Below are 21,725 nucleotides of genomic sequence, written 5' to 3'. Positions count from 1 at the left end.
GCCGCCGCGCCCCGCCCTCTCGGCGCCAAATAAAAAGGTGGCGAAAGCCACCTCCCACAACATGCCGAAGAAGGCCCGTTCCCAGAAGGCGGAACGGAGATTTTGGAGCGGGCGACGGGGATCGAACCCGCGACACCAAGCTTGGGAAGCTTGTACTCTACCAGCTGAGCTACACCCGCTCACATCAAGAGCGAGAGTTCATACCATATCTCATGGCGATGTCAAGCGGTCGCAAAAAAAAGAACCCCGTCCGGCAGGGTTGAGTGGCCCAGGGATTGCATGTCGGCATGCCGAGGAGGACCGCACCCATGCAAGACAGCATGTACAGCGCCTTGTTCGGGGCTTTGTCCAACGAACACCGTTTGAACGTCATCGCCAATAACTTGGCGAATGTGAACACCACGGGCTACAAGCAGGATCAAGTGACCTTCGCGGACACCTTCCTGCGCTTCGCCCACGACTACATTCTCGATTCCAAGCCGTTTTTGCGGGCCGATCCCCTGTGGCCCGAGCCTTCGGTGATGGCCAAGCCCCGCCTCGCCGACCAATACACGGACCACACCCAGGGATCGCTACGCGTGACGGGAAACCCGCTGGATTTGGCGCTGCAAGGGGACGGTTTCTTCCGGGTGCAGAACCCGCAGACCGGGGAGATGTTTCTGACCCGCAACGGCAACTTCGGTCTCGACGCGGACGGTCAGATCGTTGACGGCAACGGCAACCTGCTCATGGCGGGCGGCGGTCCCGTCACCGTTCCGCTTTCCGCCACGGTGCTCATCGATCACGCTGGCAACGTGCGCGCGGGCGAGCAGGAGCTCGGCCAGATCGACGTGGTCACGGTGCCCGACCCGGCTCGGCTGGAAAAGATCGGCAACAACCTCTTCCGCGCTCCCGAGGGGGAGGAGGAGATCGAGGCCGGGCTCGCAGTGGCCGCCGAGGAGGCCGAACAGATGATCGTCAGGGCCACGGTCAACCAGGGATATCTCGAAGCCTCCAATGTGGAGGTGGTCACGGAAATGGTGCGCATGATCGCGGCCAACCGTTCGTTCGAGGCCTACAGCAAGATCATGCAGGGCACGGATACGATCGACAAACGCGTCATCGCCGTGGCCTCGAAGGCATAGCGCAATGTTGAGAAAGCACTATCCGGCGCTTTTGGAACATTTTGCGACACGGTGTTTTTCAAAAGCCTTGCAAGGAGGAATCGCGCCATGATGCGTTCCCTGTGGACAGCCGCCACCGGCATGGTGGCCATGCAGACCCATATCGACACCCTGTCGAACAACCTGGCCAACGTGAACACCGCGGGCTTCAAGAAGAGCCGCGCGGAGTTCGAGGACCTCATGTACCAGACCTTACAGATCGCAGGCACGCTCAACGAGGGCGGCGGCCGCATCCCCACGGGCATGCAGGTCGGCATGGGCGTGAGGCCGGTGACGGTGCACAAGTACTTCAGCCAGGGCGACTTCCAGAACTCCGGAAATCCCCTGGACATCGCCATCGAGGGCGACGGTTTCTTTCTGGTCGATTACAACGGCGAGGACGCCTATACCCGCGCGGGCACGTTCAAGCTGGACAATGACGGCACCATCGTCACGGCCAACGGCCACGCCCTGCAACCGGCGTTCACCGTGCCCGCCGACACGGTGAACCTGGTGGTCACCCCCACCGGCCGCATCAGCGCCCTGGACAAACAGGGCAACGAGCTGGCCGGGGCGGACCTGCAGATATACACCTTCATCAACCCTGCGGGGCTAAACGCCGTGGGCCGCAACCTCTACTTCGAGACGCAGGCCAGCGGCGCGGCCACGGCCGGAACCCCGGGCGAGGACAACTTCGGGACCCTGGCCCAGGGCTTCGTGGAAGGCTCCAACGTGGAACTCGTGGACGAGATGGTCGGCTTGATCGTGGGCCAGCGCGCCTTCGAAATCAACTCCAAGGCTATCACCACGGCCGACGCCATGCTCCAGACGGCCATCCAGGTGAAGAGGTAGCCGTGCTCCTCCGGCGTTTCCGCATCCTTATCGCGCTCGCGTGCGTGGCCGTGGCGATCCTCGCCTCGGCGTCCGGGGGCGTCTGGGCCTCGACCGGGACGGAGCACAGGCTTTCGGCCGAGCAGCAGGGTCGCGCCTTCGCCATCGTCACCAGGCAGGCGGCCGTGGCGCGCGGCAGCGAGACGCTCGTCGGCGAGGTGGCCGAACCCTTCGGCGAGATGCCCAGGGAGACTTGGGAACGCTTGGCCAAGGTGCCGCTCTTCCGTTCTCCGGAAAACGGCCGACAGGTGGTGATCAATCCCGACGTGCTACGTCAGCTTTTCGCTCGCGCCCTGGGCGACGACGCCGCACGCGCCGTCTCCATCCGCGGCAGTCTGACTGTTCAGCGCGGCGGCTTCGTGGTCTTGGGCGAGGACATGCGGCGCTTGATCTCGGCCTATGTCGCCGATCGCGCGGCGCGGCTCGCGGGCGAGGTCTCGGTGCGCGACGTGAGCGTGCCAGAGGCCGTGTTCCTGCCCGAGGATTTCAGCCGCATGGATGTGGAAAGCCAAGCCGAGCTTTCGCCCGGCAGGACCGCGCTTCGCCTGCGCGCCCTGACCGCCGACGGTCGGGTGCTGCGCACTGTTCCCGTGACGGCCTTCGTCGATCAGTGGCTGGCCGTGCCCTGCGCGGCGCGGCCCATCAACACCGGAGACGTGCTGACGCCGGACATGATCTCCCACGAGCGCAAAAACGTGGCCTTTCTCAAGGGCGCGCCCGTGGAAATGCGGCCGGGATTGCGCGCCAAAAGAACCATCGGCCGGGGATTGCCGGTCTATGCCGAGGACGTGGAGGAAACACCGGACGTGGCGCGCGGAGACATCGTCCAGCTCGTCTACGAGGGGCGCGCGGTGCGCCTCACGGCCGAAGCCGAGGCGCTGGCCGACGGCCGCTTCGGAGAAACGATTCCGGTACGCAACGTGCAATCAGGCATGGAAATCCGGGCGCGCGTCGTGGGGCGCTCCACGGTTGCCGTCAGATAACGGAGGACAATATGAACATCCCCAATTCACGTCTGGCCCTCGCGGCCCTGCTGGTGGTCGTGCTTTCTTCGGGCTGCGCCACGCAGCAGAAGACGCCGCGCGAAGTCACTGTCATGACGCCGCCGCCCGCCGCCCCGGCTCCGGCCCGGGAGAATCCCGGCTCGCTCTTCGCCCAAGGACAGGCCGACAACCTTTTCGCGGACAGCCGCGCCCGCCGCGTCGGCGACGTGGTCACGGTGCGCGTCAACGACGTCTCCAAGGGCAAGCACAAAGCCGATACAACGGCCCAGCGCGAGTCCGACGTCAACATCGGCGTAAGCAGCTTCTTCGGCAAGAACAACGTCCGCGCCACTCCCTTGTTCGTGCCATCCTTTGGCATGAGCGGAGCCGTGGGCAACGAACCCATCGTCAGGGCCGGAAGCACCAACGACCTCACCGGCAAGGGCGAGACCAAGCGCGAATCCGATCTTTCGGCTTCCGTGGGCGCGCGTGTGGTGCAGATCCTGCCCAACGGCCTGATGCAGGTCGAGGGAGCGCGCGAGATGCGCATCAACGAAGAGACCCAGATCCTGGTGGTGCGCGGGCTCGTCAGGCCGCAAGACATCGACGTGGACAATTCCGTGACCACGGACAAGCTGGCCGACGCGACCATCGAATTTTACGGTCAAGGCGTTCTGGCCGACAAGCAGCGGCCCGGCTGGATGGCCAGAATTTTGGACAATATCTGGCCGTTCTAGACGCGCCCGGAGACCGGGGAAGAAGGGAACCATGCCTCGTCGTATCCTCCGTCTATGGGGAAGGGAAAAAATCATGAAACGGGTGCTCATCGCCGCCTGCACGATCTTTGTGCTCCTTGCGGGCCTCGCGCACGAGGTTTCTGCCGCGCGCATCAAGGACGTGGCCACGTTCAAGGGAGTGCGTTCCAACCAGCTCGTGGGCTACGGCCTCGTCGTGGGCTTGAACGGCACCGGCGACCAGCGGGGCAGCGACTTCACCATCCAGTCCATGGTCAACATGCTCGACAAGATGGGCGTACGCGTGGACCAGGCCCAGCTTCGCCCCAAGAACGTGGCCGCGGTCATGGTCACGGCGAACATGCCCGTGTCCTCCGCGCCGGGCTCGCGCATGGACGTCACCGTGTCGAGCATCGGCGACTCCAAAAGCCTTTTCGGCGGCCTCTTGCTGGTCACGCCGCTGCGCGGGCTTGACGGCAACATCTACGCCGTGGCCCAGGGGCCGCTGACCATCGGCGGTTTTCTGGCCGAAGGCGCGGCCGCCCAGGCGCAGAAGAACGTCACCACCGTGGGCATCATCCCCGGCGGGGCCACAGTCGAACGGGGTATTCCTTTCAATTTCAATGAGATGGAAAGTATCACACTGAACATGTCCATCCAGGACTTCTCCACCACCATGCAGACGGTGGAGGCCATCAACCGCTCGTTGGGCGGCCAGTTTGCCACGGCGCGCGACATCGCGACCATCGAGGTGGATATCCCGCCCCGCTTCCAGGGCAACTTGGTGCCGCTCATGGCCAGCATCGAGAATATCGAGATCAGACCCGACAGCCGCGCCCGCGTGGTGGTGGACGAAAAGACCGGCACCGTGGTTCTGGGGCAGAACGTGCGCCTGGGGCAGGTGGCCGTGGCCCATGGCAACCTGCAGATAGTCATCGCCGAGACGGCCCAGGTCAGTCAGCCCGCGCCGTTCGCGGCGGGTGAGACGGTCGTGGTGCCCGAAACCGAAATCGGCATCGTGGAACAGAACAAGCGGCTGTTGCTCATGGAAGGCGCCACCCTGCGCGAGTTGGTGGACGGCTTGAACGCCATCGGCGCTACCCCGCGCGACCTGATCTCCATCCTCAGGACGCTGCGTTCGGCAGGCGCGCTGATGGCCGATCTGGAGGTGATCTAAATGTCAGACGGTTTTTCGCCGCTCATCCCTGGCGGCCTGACCGATCAGGCCGATCTTGCGCGCCAGACCGCGCGTATGCAGGATCTGAAGCGTCGTCTCGAACAGAAGAATTCTGACGAGGCGCTGCGCGAAACCTGCCAGGATTTCGAGGCCATCTTCATGGGCAAGATGTGGGAGCAGATGCGCAATTCCATACCCAAGGAAGGCTACCTGCACAGCCCCTACGAAGACCAGTACATGGCCATGTTCGACCACGAGCTGTCCAGGAAGTTCGCCCAGGCGGGCGGCATAGGCATAGCGGACATGATGTACGCCCAGCTTTCCGCAGCGCTCAAGGCCAAGGAAGGACAGGCGGAGCAGATCCCGGTGCGGTCGCTCGAAGCCCGCGACCAGATCGGCGGGCTGCCGGGGGTGTCGCAGTCGCCCGTACCTGAGCCGAAGATCGCCGTCTCCGGTCCCGGACCAGCCGCGTCTGGCTCCGTCAGCGTCAGTTCAGCCTCGAACGTGGCCGAGCTTTCCGACGAAGAAGCCGTAAGCCGTGCCCGGCTTATCGCCGAGCGCATCGCGGGCATCGAGCCCGGCAGGTCTTTTGCACTGAAACCGGACAAAGACGGGCAGGTCGGCAAAATAGTCCTCTCCGACGCCTCGGGGCAGGGCGAGGGGACGTGAGGCCGATACGAGCCTGAAATCCGGCGCAAGGATGAGATACTGACTATGCCGGCCGGCCGGTGCCGGACAAACGGAGAGCAGCCATGATACGGACCATGCGGGAGAATCTGACCAGGCAGCGCGGAGCGCTCGGCGTTCTGGCCGGGCTTTTGGAGGAAGAATTTTCCCTGTTGCGCGAAGGCAAGCCGCAGGAAGTGACCCGACTCGAAATGGCCATCCAGGAACTGATCCGCCAGGTGGCCTCGGAGCGCGCCGCGCTCAAGGCACTGGTCGTGGAGGCTCACGGTCGGGCGATTCCCATGACCGAGGTGGCCGAGACGCTCGGCGCCGAGGATATCCCCGCCTTTCGGGAACTGCTTGCGGGCATCGACGTCCTGGAGCAGGAGTGCGCCCGGCAGGCCGAGAAGAACAGCCATCTCGCCCTGGCCCTGTACGACCAGAGCAAGGAGATGATCGAATTCCTTCATGAGCAGGTCAAGCCCAGGCGTCAAGACGTCTACGCGCGCAACGGTCGTTTCGTGTCTGGCAAGACCCAGGCCTCGCTGATGCGCGGGAGTCTCTGATGCCCGGCGTCAACTCGCTCCTGAATCTCGGGCAGACGGGGCTTTTCGCCTCGCAAAGCTCGATCCAGACCGTCGGCAACAACATCGCCAACGTCAACACCGTGGGCTATCGCCGCCGCACGGTGCGGCTCGAAGAGGCGATGTCCATCAATTTCGCTCCGGGCCAGATCGGCACGGGCGTGCGCGCCGCCGAGGTCGTCAGGAGCTTCGACCGCTTCATCGAGAGCACCTTCAACGACAAGTCCTCGTCGAGCAGCCGCTGGAGCACCATCTACCAAGAGATGCGCGGCCTCGATTCGCTCTTCAACGAGGCCAACCTCGACGGCATGAACGCGGCCATGTCGAGCTTCTTCGGCGCCTGGAACGATCTGGCAGCGAATCCGTCCAGCTATCCGGCCCGCGAGACCCTGGTTTCGCAGACCAAGAGCATCCTGACGCTTCTCAACAGCGCCGACGAACAGATGACGGCCCTGCAGCGGCAGACCGACAACTACATCCAGCAGGACGTGACCAGAGCCAACGACATCCTGCGCTCCATCGCGACCTTCAACCGGCAGATCAACGAACAGCAAGTGGATGGCATCAACAACGTCAACGAGCTGTACGACCAGCGCGATCTCCTGACCCGCGAGCTGGCCACGATCATCGACATCAATTTCATCGACAAGGGAGCGGGCAACATCACCATCACCACCAAGGCCGGACAGACCTTGGTGGACCGCGAGTCCCATTTCCAACTCTCCTTCGAGAACGCCAAGACCTTCAAGAACCTGACCCCGGCCTCGAATTTCGACGGGCAGATCTATTTTTCCGGCAGCGACGAGTACGAGTACACCTTTGAGGTCGTGAGCGGAGGCCAGGTCAGCAACGGCGGCAGCGCGGCCCTGATGCGCGTCTCGCTGGACGGCGGCAAGACTTGGCTTCGGGATGACAACGGCAATGAGCTCCGCGTCAGCGCTCGGCCCGAGGACGGCGCGGTCGCGGTGCGCAACCTGACCGTCTGGTTCGGCACCGGCAACGACTCCGGCGCGACTCCCACCAACAACCTGCGTGTGGGTGACTCCTTCACCATCGTGCCCAAAAAGGCGCTCTACTGGTATCAGACCGCGGCCAACCCCGAGAACATCACTCCCCAGATCGGGCTCGACGGCAAGGACAACGAGCGTCGCATCGTGGGGGGCAGCCTGGGCGGTTTGTTCAACTTCCGCGACGATTATATCGGCAAATACCGCGACAAGCTGAACTCCTTCGCCGAATCGCTGATCTGGGAAGTGAACCGTATTCACAGCCAGGGCGCGGGGCTCGTGCATCACGACGCCGTTGTCGGCACCTATTCCGTGCGCTCGGACTCCATGGCCCTGGGCACGCCTGAATCCGGCCTGGCCTTCGCAGACAAGTTGGCCGCCGGATCGACCATGATCCACGTCTACGACAAGACCTCGGGCGAGTACGTGACTGGCGCGGCCCTCGACTTTTCCAGCGGGGCCGGGCAGCTCAACTTCGACCCCTCGCTGCACAGCCTCGAAGACGTGCGCGATGCCATCAACCGTACCTTCTCTGGGGTCCTGCGGGCCGAGATCAGCAACCATCAGTTGACCATCACCTCGGCCGACGGCACTACCCAGTTCGAATTCGGCGAGGACACCACCGGCCTTTGGGCCGCCCTTGGCGTCAACACATTCTTCGACGGTTCGGATGCGCGCTCCATTTCCCTGAACAGTTCCCTGTCACAGAATCTGGGGCACGTGAACACGGGCCACGTCAACGGCGCGGGTGAGACCAACAAGGGCGACAACACCATGGCCCTGACCATGACCAAGCTCGAATCCAAGAAGGTGAGCATCTCCACCATCCATTCCGGCACGATCAGCGAGACCCTGTCCTCGTTCTACAACTCGCTCGTGGCAGAGGTGGGCGGAGACACCAAGATCGCCCAGTTCAACTTCAGCTATCAAAAGGCCCTGGCGGACGATCTCGACCGTCGCCAGCAGGAGATTTCCGGCGTGAACCTGGACCAGGAGATGAGCGATCTCATCCGGTTCCAGCATTCTTACACGGCCGCGGCCAAGCTCATCACAACCGCGGACCAGATGATCCAGACGCTGCTCGGTCTGAAGCAGTAGCGCGGGAATAATCCGGGAGAAAGCCCATGCGCGTCACCCAGCAGATGCTCTACCAGAATTTCCTGGTACGGATGAACTCCAACCTGGCCAACCTGATGGAGTCCAACCTCCAGGCGTCCAGCCAGAAGCGCATCAACCGTCCCTCGGACGATCCGGTGGGCACGGCGCGCCTGCTCGACATCCGAACCTCTCTGGCAGGCATGGAGGGGTTCAAGAAAAACATCGACACGGCCAAGGGTTGGCTGAACCTGGCCGACGAGACGCTTCTGCAGGCCTCGACCATCGTCACCCGCGCCAAGGAGATCGCCGAGCAAGCCGCCACCGGAACCCTGACCAAGGACAACCGGTTGCAGATATCCTACGAGGCACGGCAACTCTTCAAGCAGATGGTGGCCCTGGGCAACACCACCTACGACAACAAATCCATTTTCGCGGGTCACAAAATCGACGGTAACGCCTTCGAGGAACGCCTGTGGGCCACGGCCAACGATGGCGCGCTGCAAAACGCATCCTTCTCCATCGAAGGATTCGCCGAGAAGACGATCCTGGTGCAGTTCGTGGACACCGCCAATCCCGAGGGCGGCACGACAACCGACCTCGCCTCGGCCCCGGCCACGCTCGGCTACCGCTTTTCCATGGACGGCGGGGACTCCTTCACCACGGTGAATGGTCCGCTCAACATCTCCGGCGGCCGCGCGGTGCTGGATTTCCAGGGCGTGCGCATGAACCTGGACGCGACCGCCACGGTCACGACCACGGCGCTCGACAACGTGGGCGACAACAACGGCACTTGGATGTGGGTGCGGCCCACCGCCGAATATCTCGGCGACGACAAGGACTTCTCCCGCGTGGACGGCTTTGGGGTCACGGACGTGGCCGGAATGGCCGAAGGCTATTTTGCCAAGAATGTTGCCGTGCGCATTGACTCGGCCGGGGCCAACCTCGGCGAGCCCATCACCTATTCCTACAGTCTCGACGGGGGAAACAACTGGGTCACGGGCAACGTCACCGTCTCGGGGGCCTCGCCCGATCAGGCGCGGCTCATCGTCCCCGGCGGAGTCCTGACGCTGAATTCCAACGGCGGCAACATCCTCACCGCAGGCAACCAGTTCGTCATCCGGCCCAACACCGCGGACATCTCGTTGCGCATCTCGGCCAGCGAGGAGATCGCCGTGAACAGCGTGGGCAAGGACATTTTCGGCGGTGTCTATAAGAACATGTACAGTTCCGAAGCCCGGCTGGTCTTCGGGGACGACCCTGGCAAGAATCTGCTCGACACCATGGGCAGGCTGGTGGGATATTTGGAGACCAACAACCAGCAGGGCATTCAGGAAGTGCTCGCGGACCTGACCAAGAGCCAGAATCAATTGCTCAACAAAACGGCCAACGTGGCCGGGCGCGAGAACAGGCTTCAGGTCGCGGAAACCATCCTCACCGGGCTCTATCTGAACCAGAGCGAGCGGCTCTCTTCGGTCGAGGACGTGGACGTGGCGGAACTCATGACTAGGCTTGCCCAGCAACAAATATCCTACGAGGCCGTGCTCAAGACGTCGAGTCTCATCATGAAGATGACGCTTGTGAACTACGTCTAGCGGGCCGCCTTGAAAGCGTCCGGGCGGCTGCTTGACGCGGAGGGAGTGAGCGTTCACAATGCCCACGGTCGCGTGACCCCCGCGCGGCCGTGAACTTCGGGATAAAACGGATGCTCATATTGACGCGTCGCCCTGGGGAGTCGATCCACGTGGGCGATACAATGAAGATCACCGTCCTCTCCGTGAAGGGCAGGCAGATCAAGATCGGACTCGAGGTTCCCGAGGACGTGCCGGTGTACCGCGAGGAACTGTACGTCAAGGTCAAGGAACAAAACAGTCTGGCCCTGCAAACCCTCGAAAACGACCTGATGGCGGCGGCGGAGCTATGGCCAGGAAAGAAATAACCATCCAATCACGTCTGGGCGAACGGACCGTGGACTCGAGCCGGATCATCCACTTCCCCAAGGGGTTGATCGGACTGGAGAACCGGCACGACTTCGCACTCCTGAAGATTCGCGAGGACTCGCCCTTCATGCTTTTGCAATGCCTGAAGGACCCGAAACTCGGTCTGCTGGTCACCGATCCCTTCGCCTTTCTCGACGACTATGAGATCCAGATCGGCGATGCGGAACAGCGAATCCTGCGCATCGAGAACATCCGCCAACTCGCCATCCTGGTCACCGTGACCATCCCTCCCGGCAAGCCGGGCGAGGCCGTCTTGAACCTCACCGGCCCCATCTGCGTGAACTCCAAGTCGCGCATCGGGCTTCAGGTTCCGCAGACCGACCCGCGCTTTCCGAGCCATTACGCCCTGACCCCCGCACCCGCGCCCGAGCAGTAGGTTGTATGAGCGTCGCGGCTTAAAAGGCCGCGCGTGGGCAGGGACTTCAACAAAGAACTTACGACAGGCAAGGAAACGCATGGAAGCGAGATCCCTGGCTCTGATAGGTAGTGGTTACTGGGGGAAGAATCTGGCCCGCAACTTCGACGCGCTCGGCGCTCTTGGAGCCATCTGCGACAAGAACGAGGCTCTGCTGGCCGATTTCGCGCGGCTGTACCCCCAAGCCAGGGGCGTCCTGGCCCTTTCGGACATCCTGGGCGACCCCTCCATCGCCTCCGTGGCCATCGCCACCCCGGCGGAGACGCATTTCTCCATCGCCCGTGAGGCGCTTTTGGCCGGCAAGCACGTCTATGTCGAGAAGCCGCTGGCGCTTGAAGTGGCCGAGGCCGAGGAATTGGCCCGGCTAGCCGATCAGCAGGGCCTTCGACTCATGGTCGGTCATCTTTTGCAGTACCATCCGGTCTTCGAGCGGCTTTTGGCGCTCGTGCGGTCAGGCGATCTGGGCAGGATCGACTACGTGCAATCCAACCGCCTGAATCTGGGTAAGATCAGGCGCGAGGAGAACATCCTGTGGTCCTTCGCCCCGCACGACGTCTCCATGATCCTTTCCCTGGCGGGCGAGGAGCCCGAGTCCGTGCTGGCCGTGGGTGGCAACTACCTGCATGAGAAGATCGCCGACGTGACCACCACCCATCTCAAATTTCCTTCTGGCATGCGCGCCCACATCTACGTCTCCTGGCTGCATCCTTTCAAGGAGCAAAAGCTCGTGGTGGTGGGCGAGAAGAAGATGGCGGTCTTCGACGACACTCAAGGCTGGGACAGGAAACTCCTGGTCTATCCACACGTCATCGAGTGGCGCGACGGCGCGCCCGTGCCGGTGAAGGCCGAGCCCGAAACCCCGGCCGTGGACCAGGACGAGCCCTTGAAGTGCGAATGCCGCCACTTTCTCGAATGCTGCGCGAGCGGCGCGAGACCTCGCACCGATGGCTGGGAGGGCGTGCGTGTGCTCAGGGTGCTCAAGGCCGCGCAGCGCTCCATGGACAACAACGCCTGCGCCGTGGCCCCGGCCACGCTGGGCCGCGCTCCGAAAGCCGCGGACTGCCAGATTCACGAGACGGCCGTGGTGGACCCCGGCGCGCGCATCGGCGCGGGCACGCGCATCTGGCATTTCGCCCACGTCTGCGGCCAGGCCGTGATCGGCCGCGACTGCAACCTGGGCCAGAACGTCTTCGTGGACAACGGCGCGGTGATCGGCGACCGTTGCAAGGTCCAGAACAACGTCTCGGTCTACAAGCACGTCACCTTGGAGGACGAGGTCTTCTGCGGCCCGTCCATGGTCTTCACCAACGTCTACAATCCGCGCGCCCACATCCGCAAGATGGACGAGGCGCGGCCCACCCTGGTCAAGCGTCGGGCCACGCTCGGGGCCAACTGCACCATCGTCTGCGGCAACACCGTGGGACGCTACGCTTTCGTGGGCGCGGGAGCGGTGGTCACGCGCAGCGTGCCCGACCACGCCCTGGTCGCGGGCAGCCCGGCCAGGCGCATCGGCTGGGTTTGCGCCTGCGGCGAGCGCCTTGGCGACGACCTAGTCTGTCCGGGCTGCGCTGCTGCCTACGTGGAGAGCGGCGAAGGGCTCATGTCCAAGACGTAGGGTTTCAGGCAGTGGCCAGGGCCACCAGGTCGAGCAGGAACAGGCCGCCCGAATCCGAGCCGCCCGCAAGGTGGCGGCCGTTGTGCGACCAGGCGAGGCAGGTTACGCGATCGCCCGGAAGAGTGAAGAGCGGCTTGGCCGTGCGGCGCGAGACGTCGCCCAGGAAGACCACGCCACCGTCGAAGCCCGCGCATACCAGGGGCAGGGCGGGGTGCGGCGCGACCACGCGTAAAAAGCCGTGCTCGAAGGCCCCGAAGATGATGGCCTTGCCGCGCTCCTCCTCAGGCGCGAGGATATCCCAGGCCACCACGGCCTGCTCGCCGCCAGTCAGGAGCCTGCGGTTTTCGGCGTCGAAGGCCAGGCTCTCCACCTTGATGGGGTAGCCCTCCAGGGCGTAACCTTCGTTTTCGCGCAGATCGAAGATGCGCACGGCCTTGTCCTGCGTGGCGCAGGCCGCAAAGCGGCCGTCGGCCGAAAGGGCCAGGGAGAGGTGCGAACCCTGTGCCTCCAGAAGACGGCCTTCGGGCGAGGAGGGCGGCATGTCCCACAGGGTCAGGCCGTCGTTGTGAGTGGCCGCGAGCAGACGGCCGCCAAGGCCGGAGCGCAGCCCTGCCACGCTGCTTCGCAGCGGCCCGAGCAGGCGCGGCTGGGCAGTTCCCGGTTCGAAGAGCGCCACCTCGCGGCCCATGGCGGCGGCCAACCGCCCGCCCGCGCACACGGCGAGATGCTCGATCCAGCGGCCCTTTCGCTGATACATCTCCTCGCTTGCGCCGTTCTCGGCCGTGCGCATGATCCGGCCGTCGTCGCCACCGCTGACGAATCCTTCGGCGGTGGCTTGCAGGCACAGAATCGCGCCTTCGTGCGGCTTGGTGAGCAGCGCCTCGCGCGTGGCCGGGGAAACCAGCAGGAGTTTGCCGTCGCCCGTGGCCAGGGCCAGGGTTTCTCCGTTCGGGGAAAAGGCGCAGGCCGTGGCATAGGCTCCTACCTCGACCCTGAACAGACCGGGCACGGCGGCGTCGGGCGAGAAGGTCATGCCTTTGCTCCCGCCGCGAGGCAGGCCCGAAGACCGGCCGACAATTCCTCGCGGTCGAGGTCGCGGCCGATGAAGACCGCCCGGCTGGTCCGCTCCTCGCCGTCCTTCCAGGGCACGCCCCAGCTCATCTCAAGGAGCATGTGCACGCCCTGGAAGACCAGGCGCTGCGCCTGGCCCGCCGCCTCGACGATGCCTTTGCAGCGATAGACATTCTCGCCCCTCTCGGCCAGGTAGCTGCCCAGGAAATTCTGAAAACAGGCCGCGTCCACCGGTCCGGGGAGCGTCAAGGAGACGCTTCGCACCGCGTCGTCGTGAGTGTGGCTGTCTTCCCCGGCCATGAACCCGGGGGCGAGGAAGAGCAGGCGGTTGAGGTCGAAGGAGTCGCGGCCGAGCAACTTGTCCAGGGGCAGGTCGCAGCGCGTCGTGCGCAGGACTTCCACCTGCGGGTTCAGGCGGCGGATGCGCGTCTCCATGTCGGCCAGCGTCTTTTCATCCACGAGGTCGGCCTTGTTCAGGACCACGAGGTCGGCGTAGACCACCTGCTCCACGGCCTCGCGGGAGCGTTCGACCTGGGCCGGGAAATGCAGGGCGTCCACGACGGTGACTACGGAATCAAGGGCCGTGGCCTCGCGTACGTCGTCGTCCATGAAGAAGGTCTGGATGATGGGCGAGGGATCGGCCAGGCCTGTGGTTTCGAGCAGGATGCCATCGAAGTCGCGGCGTTTGAGCAGGCCGGAGAGGATGCGGATCAGGTCGCCGCGCACAGTGCAGCAGACGCAGCCGTTGTTCATGGTGAAAATCTCTTCGTCCGCGTCCACGACGAGGTCGTTGTCGATGCCTATCTCTCCGAACTCGTTGACGATGACCGCGAAGCGGCGGCCGTGGTTCTCGGACAGCACGCGGTTTAAGAGCGTGGTCTTGCCTGCGCCGAGAAAGCCGGTGAGCACGGTGACGGGAATTTTTGCCATGGGATCCTTCCTTGATGACCTGGCCTTGATGACCTGGGAAGGTCCACCTAGCCCGGATGAGGCCGGGCGTAAAGGGGGTTCAGGGCTGTTGAAAAAAGCCTCATCCGCAGCGTTGCGGCAAAAAGGGCCGGAAGCGGGATTTGATGGAAGGGCATTTCAAGGAACGGGAGAGGCAGGCAACAAAAAAGGCCGGAGGCTCCGCCTCCGGCCAGGATTGCGCAATAGGAAGGATTCCCGTTGGTTCAGGACTGGAGGAAGATGCTCAGGTCCTCGCGCACGATGCCCTCGGCGATCTTCTTGTTGTCGGGCTCGTAGGTGCCGTTTTGGATCTGGGCCTTCAAGGCCGCGATCTTTTCGGCGCGCGTGTCCGGCTCGACCGTGGCCGCTCGCACGGCCACGCTGCGCAGGGCCGCGTCCTCGGAAATGGCGACCTTGTCGCCGGTGGCCTCGGCCTTGCGGGCCTTGGCGGCCGCCTCGGCGCGCTCGCGGTCGATCTTTTCGACGGTCTTTTCGTAAGGGTTGGCCCCTACCAGCAGCTTTTTGATTTCCATGGTTCCCTGCCTTCCTTTCGGGGATACATCAGCCCGAAAGGTTGTCAAGAACTCTATCGGTCGGCGGCGCGGTATTCTTTAGTTTTCAGGGCCGATCGAGCCTTCGTGCTAAAGCATTGTCTCGTCAACCTTTTGCGTTGTGATGTCCCACAAGGCGACAAGAACTTCGTTCATTTCAGGAGGCGTCAATTCCTGGACACCGCCCGGCGTCTCGCGAAAAATTTGCAACTCCTGTTCCAGAAAAGGATATTCGAAAAGAAGCCGAGACCTGAATCGTTCGTTCAAGGCCTCCTTGATCTCCTCAACGAGCGGGTTTTCCTCCCCGGCCACGAGCAGGTTGTCGATGATCTCCCGCGCCACCTTCTCCACCAGCGCCCGGCGCCTGGCGCTTCGCAGCCCGGCGTCGTCCGCCGCGTCGGGCTCCCGCGCGCCGCGCAAATACCTCGCCAGCCTGCGGCCCGTGACGAGCTGCTTGCCGTAGGTGCGCAGCATGGCGCGGACGGAGTAGGGGTTGGTGAGCATGGTTGATTCACTCCCTTTCGCCAGCGTTATCGGCTGAAGGGGTTGCGATCTTTAGGGGGGAACCGCCGCTCTCGTCGATTTTTTTCAGGTCGCGCCGGGCTTGAATGATTCGTTCCTTTCTCCTACAACTCGCCCCATGTCGCCAGCCACGCGCCGTATCGTCCTGGTCGTCCGGGACCGGCCCCAAGCCCATGATTTGGCTGAGGAAATCGCCTCCTGGTGCGCCGGACGCGGTGTTGTCGCCGACCGGCACGTACACGACAGGTCCGGCTTCATCTTTCCGCCCGGGGCCCTCGACGGAGCCGAGCTTGTCCTCGTACTCGGAGGGGACGGCACCTTTTTGTCCGTGGCTCGGGCGGCCCTTGGCTCGGGCGTGCCGCTGCTCGGCCTGAACATGGGCCGGGTGGGCTTTCTGACCGAAATGCGGCCGGAATTCTGGCCCATGGCTCTGGACACGGCGCTCAACGGCGCTGCCCGCGTGGAAGAACGCCTCGCCTTCGTCTATCACATCGAGCGCGACGGAAAAACCCTGCATAGCGGCCGCGCGGTCAACGACCTCGTCGTCGGCCGGGGTCGCATGGCCCGGCTCGTGCGCCTCTCCCTGACCTATGGCGGAGAGCACGTAAGCACGCTTCGCGCCGATGGCCTGATTCTCTCTACCCCCACGGGGTCCACGGCCTATTCCGTGTCAGCCGGGGGACCGCTCGTGCATCCGGGCGTGGATGCCTTCTGCGTCACTCCCATCTGTCCTTTCCGAAATTACTTCAAGGCCCTGGTCCTGCCCGCCGAAAAGCCCCTGTCCGTGGTCAACGAGGATCATTCCTGCGAGGTCTTCCTGACCGAGGACGGCCAGGACTCGCTACAACTCGCTCCCGGCGACCGCCTGGAAGTGCGCCGCGCGCCGCGCGGCATGACGCTTCTGCGCCTGGATCGCCAGGGGTATTTCCAGACGCTCGTGGACAAGGGCTTTTTGACGGAGCTTCCGGTATGAGGGATTTCACGACCGTCACCAGTCCCCCGGAACTGCGCTTCGGCCAGGACGCGGAACTGGACGCCTGGCTTTTGCATTTTCTCACCGAGAACACCCTGGAGCACGCCACCGATCCGGACAAGAACGCCTCGCCCGAGCAGTTGCGCTTCATGGTCGGCCTGGGCGACGACGAGGTCTTCGCCCCCTGTTCGGATCGCATGCTCACGCTGCTCCTCAACAACGCCCTCGATCCGCAGCTCAAGGGCGAATACCTGACGCGCTGGCGGACCTTGGTCGGCCTTGTCCGGGAGCACGTGCACGACGCCGAAGACCGCCGCCGCATCCTGCACCTGTGCCGCTACAAGTTCCGCATGGTCCAGGCTTCGCCGATCATCATTCCCTCCAGGCTCATGAAGCGCTTCATGACCATGTTTCTGGCGGTGAGCGGCCTGGAGGATCCCTTTCGCGAGCGCAGGCGAGAGGCCAATGAAAGCGCCTGGAAGGCCCTCAAGCACGAAAACACCGAGCGTTTTCTGGCCGAGTGCCCGCCCACGCTTTCGACCTGCGCCCATCTCGACGACGTTCGCCTCGAACTCGATCTACGCGAACTCGAACGGCTTTTGCACCTTTCCACGCGCCGCGAGCTGTGGACCACGGGCGCGCCGCCAGACATCGAGGCCATGCGCCGCGAGTGCGAGGCGCAGACCCGCTGCTACGACATCTTGAGAGCCTGCTTCGGCCGTGACGCGGGCAGGGAACTGAAGATCCTGCTCATCCCCGAGGAGAGCGGCGGGTTGATCCTGGACCTTCTTTTGGCCCGCGCCCTGGTCCGCCAGGGACACCGGGTGATAATGGCCGTCAAATCGGGCCCGCACTTCATGGCGCCGGTCTTCTGGGATTGGGACCATGATTCGGTGCTCGCGGGGCAGCTTCGCGACGCCTTCTTCGTTTCCGAGCCGCGCATGGCCAAGAACGACCTGCTCAAGGCGCAGCGCGAGAATCATTTCCTGGTCATTTCCGACGGCACGCGCGAGGACCTGAACCTTTACCGCACCAGCGTGACCTTCGCCCGGGCCTGGAAAGAGGCCGACCTGATCATCGCCAAGGGAGCCTCGGCCAGGCGCCGTCTCATCGAGACGCACCACGACTACACGCGCGACATCATCTGCTACTGGCGCGACGAATCCGGGCGCTTCGGCATCGTCCACCGCGAAAAGCCCGCCCATATACGCAAGTTCAACGAGGCCGACCTCTCGGCGCTCGCGGGCAGCATCATCTCCTCCATGCGCAGAGCCAGGGCCGCGGGCAAGAGCGTCATGTTCTACTCTGCCATCGTGGGCTCCATTCCCGGCCAGACCGCCACGGCGCTCAAAGTCCTTTCGACGTTCGTGGAGCACCTGCGCGAGCGCCTCGACCAGACCTTCGTCATCAATCCGGGCGAGCACTTCATCGAGGGCATGGACGCCGACGATCTGATGTATATGTGGGAGCGGGTCCAGCGTTCGGGTCTCATCGACGTCTGGCGGTTCCAGACCGTGGAGGACATCGAGAAGAGTTTTGAGCTGATGGGCCAGAAAGTCCCCCCGTTCTGGGCGGGCAAGGACGCGACCTTCTCCACGGGCTGCACCAAGGAGATGCGCATTGCTCTGGAAGTGCAAAAGCAGCACCCAGAGATGCAGATCACCGGCCCATCGCCGGAAAAGTTCCTGCGCCGCCGGGAGTATGGCGTGGGTAAGTTCTTCGACGCCTCGATCCCGGTACGATAACCTCAAGGATAACTCCATGACTCGAACGCTTCGCGGTCTGCTGCTCGTCCTGACGGCCTTGACCATTTTCGCCTGCGCGCCCAAGGCCCCTGTGCCGCCTCCAAAACCCGCGCCGCCGCCACCGCCTCCCGTGGCGGAGGAAGGCTTTCGCCGCATAGGCCCGGCCGAGGCCATGGCCCTGGCCGAGCACATCGACATCCGCGAACAGCGCCTGGATTCTTGGCGTGAGCTAACCGGGCCGCTCTCGCTCAGCCTGTCGTATCTCGAATCCAGGCCCCAGGACGCCCTGGCCCTGGACAGGCCGGAGCTGCGCCTGACCTGGGCGCAGTTGACCCTTTCGGTGCGCCGCCTTCTGGACATCCTGCCGCTTCTCGACGCCGACCCCGCGCTGCTCGGTCGCGAGTTCGTCTGGTACACGCTCGACCCCGACCCGCTCATGACCGGCTACTACGCGCCCATGATCGACGCGAGCCCGGTGCGCGCGCCCGGCTACGAATACCCGCTCTACGGCAGGCCTTCGGACCTGCAGAGCGTGGACCTCGGACTCTTCCACCCCCGTTGGGAGGGGCAGCAGCTCGTCTATCGGGTCGAAAACGGCCGCGTCGTGCCGTACTTCGATCGCCGCCAAATCGAAATGCAGGGCGCGCTCGCCGGACGGGGGCTTGAGATCGCCTGGACGCGCCACCCTTGGGACGTCTACCATCTCCAGGTGCAGGGCTCGGGCTATCTGCGTTTCCCAGACGGCCGCATCCAGCCCGTGCTCTATGCGGGCAAGAACGGCCATGCCTTCGTCTCCTCGGAGCGGCTTCTGCTCTCGCGCGGTCACATCGAGCCGGGCGCCATGCACCGCGAGGGCATCCGCGAGGCATTGAGGCGCATGGGACCGGGCGGCCATGATATCCTGGCCGAGAACCCGAGCTATGTCTTCTTTACGCTTTCGGACAGCCCGCCCTTGGGCAGCATGGGCCGTCCGGTCACGGCCTACGTCTCCCTGGCCACCGACCCGAAGCTATTGCCGCTTGGCTCCATCGTGCCGTTTTCGGCCGAGCTTCCGACCGGTCCCGGCGAACCGCGGCGCGTGGTGCAGGGCATCGGCCTGGCCCAGGACACCGGCGGCGTGATCAAGGGTGGCCGCATCGACTACTACTGCGGCGCGGGCGAGGAGAGCGAATATATCGCCTTCCGCATCAAGAACCCGGTGCGCGTCCACATCCTCGTGCATCGCGACGCGCTTGGCGGGGGGCAGCCGTGAGCGCCGTTGCCGCAACCCTTGCCGACGTGCGGGAAATGCTCACGGAGTGCGCGGCCGCCCAGGAGAAGGCCACGGCCGACTGGCACGAGGCCGAGCCGGGCCTTGCGGATTCTTCTCCGGCCGGGCCACGCGAGGCGTTCTCGGCCCTGGTTCTGGCCCAGCACCTGGCCAACTTTCGACTGTGGCACGTGGAGGACGAGGCCAGACGCACGGACGTGGGCCCCGAGGTCATCGCCGACTGCAAGCGCCGCATCGATCGCCTGAACCAGGAGCGCAACGACCTGATCGAGAAGGTGGATGCGGCCCTGATTGGCCTCATGGCCCCGCTGCTTCCGGCGAATGCGTCCGAAAGGCGCAACACCGAGACCGTGGGCATGGCCGTGGACCGACTCTCCATCCTGGCGCTGAAGGTCTTCCACATGGCCGAGCAGACGCGGCGCGCGGACGCGGAGCAGGCGCACCGCGAGGCCTGCGCGGCCAAGCTCGACGTCCTCTTGGAGCAGCGCGCCGACCTTCTGGCGGCGATAGTGGATCTCGTGGCCGAGTACGCAGCCGGAACCAAGCGGCCCAAGGTCTACTTCCAGTTCAAGATGTACAACGATCCGGCGCTCAATCCGGCGCTGTACGGCGCGGCGAAAAAGTAACAGTCTGTGAAAGGCGCCATCTGCGGCGTTGCCGCCAAGGCGCCGCCCCTGGAGATTTTCGGACAGTCCGCCCCGCGGTGTTTTTCATCAGGCTGATGGCCGCCCCGGGGAGGCGGCCTTGCCCCGGCGTCGCCGTGGGGCTATAGTCACGTCTTGGGGCCGGTGCGTCCCGCCATTTTCCCGAGAAGGATGTTCACGCATGGCACAATACGAAGCCGTCATCGGGCTTGAGGTTCACGCCCAACTCACGACCAACACCAAGCTATTCTGCGCCTGCGCCACGCGCTTCGGCGACGAGCCCAACACCAACGTCTGCCCGGTCTGCGCGGGCATGCCAGGCGTGCTGCCGGTGATGAACGAGCGCGCCCTGGAGTACGCCTGCAAGATGGCCATGGCCATCGAGGCCATGGTCAACCTGAAGAGCATCTTCGCGCGCAAGAACTATTTCTACCCCGACCTGCCCAAGGCCTATCAGATCAGCCAGTACGAGCAGCCGCTGTGCGAGCGCGGCCGCGTGGAAATCGAGGCGGGCGGCGAGCGCAAGGTCATCGGCGTGACGCGCATCCACATGGAGGAGGACGCGGGCAAGAACATCCACTCCGCCGTGGAGAACCGAAGCTTCGTGGACCTCAATCGCTGCGGCGTGCCGCTCATCGAGATCGTTTCCGAGCCGGACCTGCGTTCCTCCGAGGAGGCCGTGGCCTACCTGAAGGAACTGCGCGCCATCCTCGTCTACCTGGGGATCTGCGACGGCAACATGGAGGAGGGCTCCTTCCGCTGCGACGCCAACGTCTCGGTGCGCCTGAAGGGCGAGACCGCTTTCGGCGTGCGTACGGAGATCAAGAACGTCAACTCGTTTCGCAACGTGCAACGGGCCATCGACTACGAGATCAGTCGGCACATCGACTGCATCGAGGACGGCGAGTCGATCGTGCAGGAAACGCGGCTGTTCGACGCGAACAAGGGCGTGACGCAGTCCATGCGCGGCAAGGAAGAGGCCCACGACTACCGCTATTTTCCCGACCCGGACCTTCTGCCCGTGCTCGTGGACGAGGTTGTGCTCGACCGTTGGCGTTCGGAACTGCCCGAGTTGCCCAAGGCCAAGCGCGAGCGCTTCATGGCCCAGTACGGCCTTGGCGCGAGCGACGCGGCCCTGCTCACGGCCGAGCGAGACCTGGCCGACTATTTCGAGGCCGCCGCCGCGACCTATCCCGAGCCCAAGAAGATCGCCAACTGGATGCTCAGCGAGCTTTTGCGCGAGCTCAAGGATTGTGACCAGAGCCTTAAGGGGTGCAAGCTCACGCCGCGGCATCTGGCCAAGCTCGTCAAGCTCGTGGAGTCCGGGGCCATCAGCGGCAAGATCGGCAAGCAGATCTTCGGCGATCTCGTGACGGGCGGCGCGGACCCCGAGACGTATGTAGCCGAGAAGGGGCTGGTCCAGATATCGGACTCGGGTGAACTCGACGCCGTGGTGGACGCGGTCATCGCCGAGAACCCCAAGGAGGCCGAGCGCTTTAGGGGCGGCGAGACCAAGCTGACGGGCTTTTTCGTCGGCCAGATCATGAAGAAGACCAAGGGGCAGGCCAACCCCAAGCTGGTGAACGAGTTGTTGGCCGCGAAGCTCGGCAAAAGCTAGCAGACCGCTCAAAAAGCGCCATCTGCTGCGTTGCCGCGAAAAGTTCAAACCCTCGCGTATTTGGAATCCGCTTC

General features: G+C 64.1%; 21 protein-coding genes and 1 tRNA gene. 17 read left to right on the top strand and 5 right to left on the bottom strand.

Going from position 1 to position 21,725, the window contains the following annotated elements:
• Positions 1–103: 103 nt before the first annotated feature.
• Positions 104–179: transfer RNA gene (locus tag DSAT_RS03565), tRNA-Gly, on the bottom strand.
• Between the two features lie 129 nt (positions 180–308).
• Here DSAT_RS03565 and flgF point away from each other — a divergent pair.
• From flgF to DSAT_RS15870, 12 genes are all read left to right on the top strand, one after another.
• Positions 309–1,124, top strand: a complete 816-nt coding sequence (gene flgF, locus DSAT_RS03560) for a flagellar basal-body rod protein FlgF (protein ID WP_020886218.1) — start codon at positions 309–311, stop codon at positions 1,122–1,124.
• A gap of 87 nt (positions 1,125–1,211) precedes the next feature.
• Complete coding sequence (flgG, locus tag DSAT_RS03555) at positions 1,212–1,994, top strand: flagellar basal-body rod protein FlgG (RefSeq protein WP_020886217.1); 783 nt, start codon at positions 1,212–1,214, stop codon at positions 1,992–1,994.
• A 2-nt stretch (positions 1,995–1,996) separates the two neighbouring features.
• A complete protein-coding gene (flgA, locus tag DSAT_RS03550; protein ID WP_020886216.1) occupies positions 1,997–3,016 on the top strand; it encodes a flagellar basal body P-ring formation chaperone FlgA in 1,020 nt (339 codons plus the stop codon).
• An 11-nt stretch (positions 3,017–3,027) separates the two neighbouring features.
• Positions 3,028–3,753: a flagellar basal body L-ring protein FlgH gene (locus DSAT_RS03545; protein ID WP_020886215.1), complete on the top strand. Its 726-nt coding sequence runs from the start codon at positions 3,028–3,030 to the stop codon at positions 3,751–3,753.
• Between the two features lie 73 nt (positions 3,754–3,826).
• Positions 3,827–4,927 (top strand): flagellar basal body P-ring protein FlgI, encoded by a 1,101-nt coding sequence (locus DSAT_RS03540; RefSeq protein WP_040370692.1) that lies wholly within the window; start codon positions 3,827–3,829, stop codon positions 4,925–4,927.
• A complete protein-coding gene (locus DSAT_RS14775) occupies positions 4,928–5,596 on the top strand; it encodes a rod-binding protein (RefSeq protein WP_020886213.1) in 669 nt (222 codons plus the stop codon).
• 83 nt (positions 5,597–5,679) lie between these two features.
• Positions 5,680–6,159 carry a flagellar protein FlgN gene (locus DSAT_RS03530; protein ID WP_020886212.1) on the top strand — a complete coding sequence of 160 codons (480 nt, stop codon included), beginning with the start codon at positions 5,680–5,682 and terminating at the stop codon, positions 6,157–6,159.
• The gene (gene flgK, locus DSAT_RS03525) at positions 6,159–8,282 is read left to right on the top strand and encodes a flagellar hook-associated protein FlgK (protein ID WP_020886211.1); all 2,124 of its coding nucleotides are present in this window, start codon (positions 6,159–6,161) and stop codon (positions 8,280–8,282) included. The genes DSAT_RS03530 and flgK overlap by 1 nt, the downstream gene beginning before the upstream one ends.
• Before the next feature lie 26 nt (positions 8,283–8,308).
• A complete protein-coding gene (flgL, locus tag DSAT_RS03520; protein WP_020886210.1) occupies positions 8,309–9,874 on the top strand; it encodes a flagellar hook-associated protein FlgL in 1,566 nt (521 codons plus the stop codon).
• 110 nt (positions 9,875–9,984) lie between these two features.
• The gene (gene csrA / locus DSAT_RS03515; protein ID WP_040370691.1) at positions 9,985–10,218 is read left to right on the top strand and encodes a carbon storage regulator CsrA; all 234 of its coding nucleotides are present in this window, start codon (positions 9,985–9,987) and stop codon (positions 10,216–10,218) included.
• A complete protein-coding gene (gene fliW / locus DSAT_RS03510; protein WP_020886208.1) occupies positions 10,200–10,655 on the top strand; it encodes a flagellar assembly protein FliW in 456 nt (151 codons plus the stop codon). The genes csrA and fliW overlap by 19 nt, the downstream gene beginning before the upstream one ends.
• Positions 10,656–10,734: 79 nt before the next feature.
• Complete coding sequence (locus tag DSAT_RS15870; RefSeq protein WP_020886207.1) at positions 10,735–12,309, top strand: Gfo/Idh/MocA family oxidoreductase; 1,575 nt, start codon at positions 10,735–10,737, stop codon at positions 12,307–12,309.
• A 4-nt stretch (positions 12,310–12,313) separates the two neighbouring features.
• On the opposite strand, the gene DSAT_RS03500 is transcribed toward DSAT_RS15870, so the two are convergent.
• The 4 genes from DSAT_RS03500 to DSAT_RS03485 all read right to left on the bottom strand — a co-directional run bounded on the left by DSAT_RS03500 (position 12,314) and on the right by DSAT_RS03485 (position 15,383).
• Complete coding sequence (locus DSAT_RS03500) at positions 12,314–13,342, bottom strand: WD40 repeat domain-containing protein (RefSeq protein ID WP_020886206.1); 1,029 nt, start codon at positions 13,340–13,342, stop codon at positions 12,314–12,316.
• Entirely contained in the window at positions 13,339–14,310 is a 972-nt protein-coding gene (locus DSAT_RS03495; RefSeq protein WP_020886205.1) for a CobW family GTP-binding protein, read from the bottom strand. The genes DSAT_RS03500 and DSAT_RS03495 overlap by 4 nt, the downstream gene beginning before the upstream one ends.
• Before the next feature lie 242 nt (positions 14,311–14,552).
• Positions 14,553–14,861, bottom strand: a complete 309-nt coding sequence (gene flgM, locus DSAT_RS03490; RefSeq protein WP_020886204.1) for a flagellar biosynthesis anti-sigma factor FlgM — start codon at positions 14,859–14,861, stop codon at positions 14,553–14,555.
• Between the two features lie 108 nt (positions 14,862–14,969).
• Positions 14,970–15,383 (bottom strand): DVU0524 family FlgM-associated protein, encoded by a 414-nt coding sequence (locus DSAT_RS03485; protein ID WP_020886203.1) that lies wholly within the window; start codon positions 15,381–15,383, stop codon positions 14,970–14,972.
• Positions 15,384–15,519: 136 nt separating this feature from the next.
• On the opposite strand from DSAT_RS03485, the gene DSAT_RS03480 reads away from it, so the two are divergent.
• The 5 genes from DSAT_RS03480 to gatB all read left to right on the top strand — a co-directional run bounded on the left by DSAT_RS03480 (position 15,520) and on the right by gatB (position 21,651).
• Positions 15,520–16,374, top strand: coding sequence for an NAD(+)/NADH kinase (locus tag DSAT_RS03480; RefSeq protein ID WP_020886202.1), 855 nt, complete (start codon positions 15,520–15,522; stop codon positions 16,372–16,374).
• Positions 16,371–18,119: an ARMT1-like domain-containing protein gene (locus tag DSAT_RS03475; protein WP_020886201.1), complete on the top strand. Its 1,749-nt coding sequence runs from the start codon at positions 16,371–16,373 to the stop codon at positions 18,117–18,119. Before DSAT_RS03480 ends, DSAT_RS03475 begins: the two co-directional genes overlap by 4 nt.
• Before the next feature lie 16 nt (positions 18,120–18,135).
• Positions 18,136–19,371, top strand: coding sequence for an MltA domain-containing protein (locus DSAT_RS03470; protein ID WP_020886200.1), 1,236 nt, complete (start codon positions 18,136–18,138; stop codon positions 19,369–19,371).
• 35 nt (positions 19,372–19,406) lie between these two features.
• Positions 19,407–20,015, top strand: a complete 609-nt coding sequence (locus tag DSAT_RS03465) for a DUF4254 domain-containing protein (RefSeq protein WP_040370741.1) — start codon at positions 19,407–19,409, stop codon at positions 20,013–20,015.
• Between the two features lie 199 nt (positions 20,016–20,214).
• Complete coding sequence (gene gatB / locus DSAT_RS03460; protein WP_020886198.1) at positions 20,215–21,651, top strand: Asp-tRNA(Asn)/Glu-tRNA(Gln) amidotransferase subunit GatB; 1,437 nt, start codon at positions 20,215–20,217, stop codon at positions 21,649–21,651.
• The last annotated feature ends 74 nt before the right edge of the window (positions 21,652–21,725 follow it).

This window comes from Alkalidesulfovibrio alkalitolerans DSM 16529 (assembly GCF_000422245.1).
In the GTDB taxonomy this organism is placed as follows: Bacteria; Desulfobacterota; Desulfovibrionia; order Desulfovibrionales; family Desulfovibrionaceae; genus Alkalidesulfovibrio; species Alkalidesulfovibrio alkalitolerans.
The sequence above is the reverse complement of the archived record's forward strand: the minus strand, read 5'-3'. Positions and strand labels throughout refer to the sequence as shown.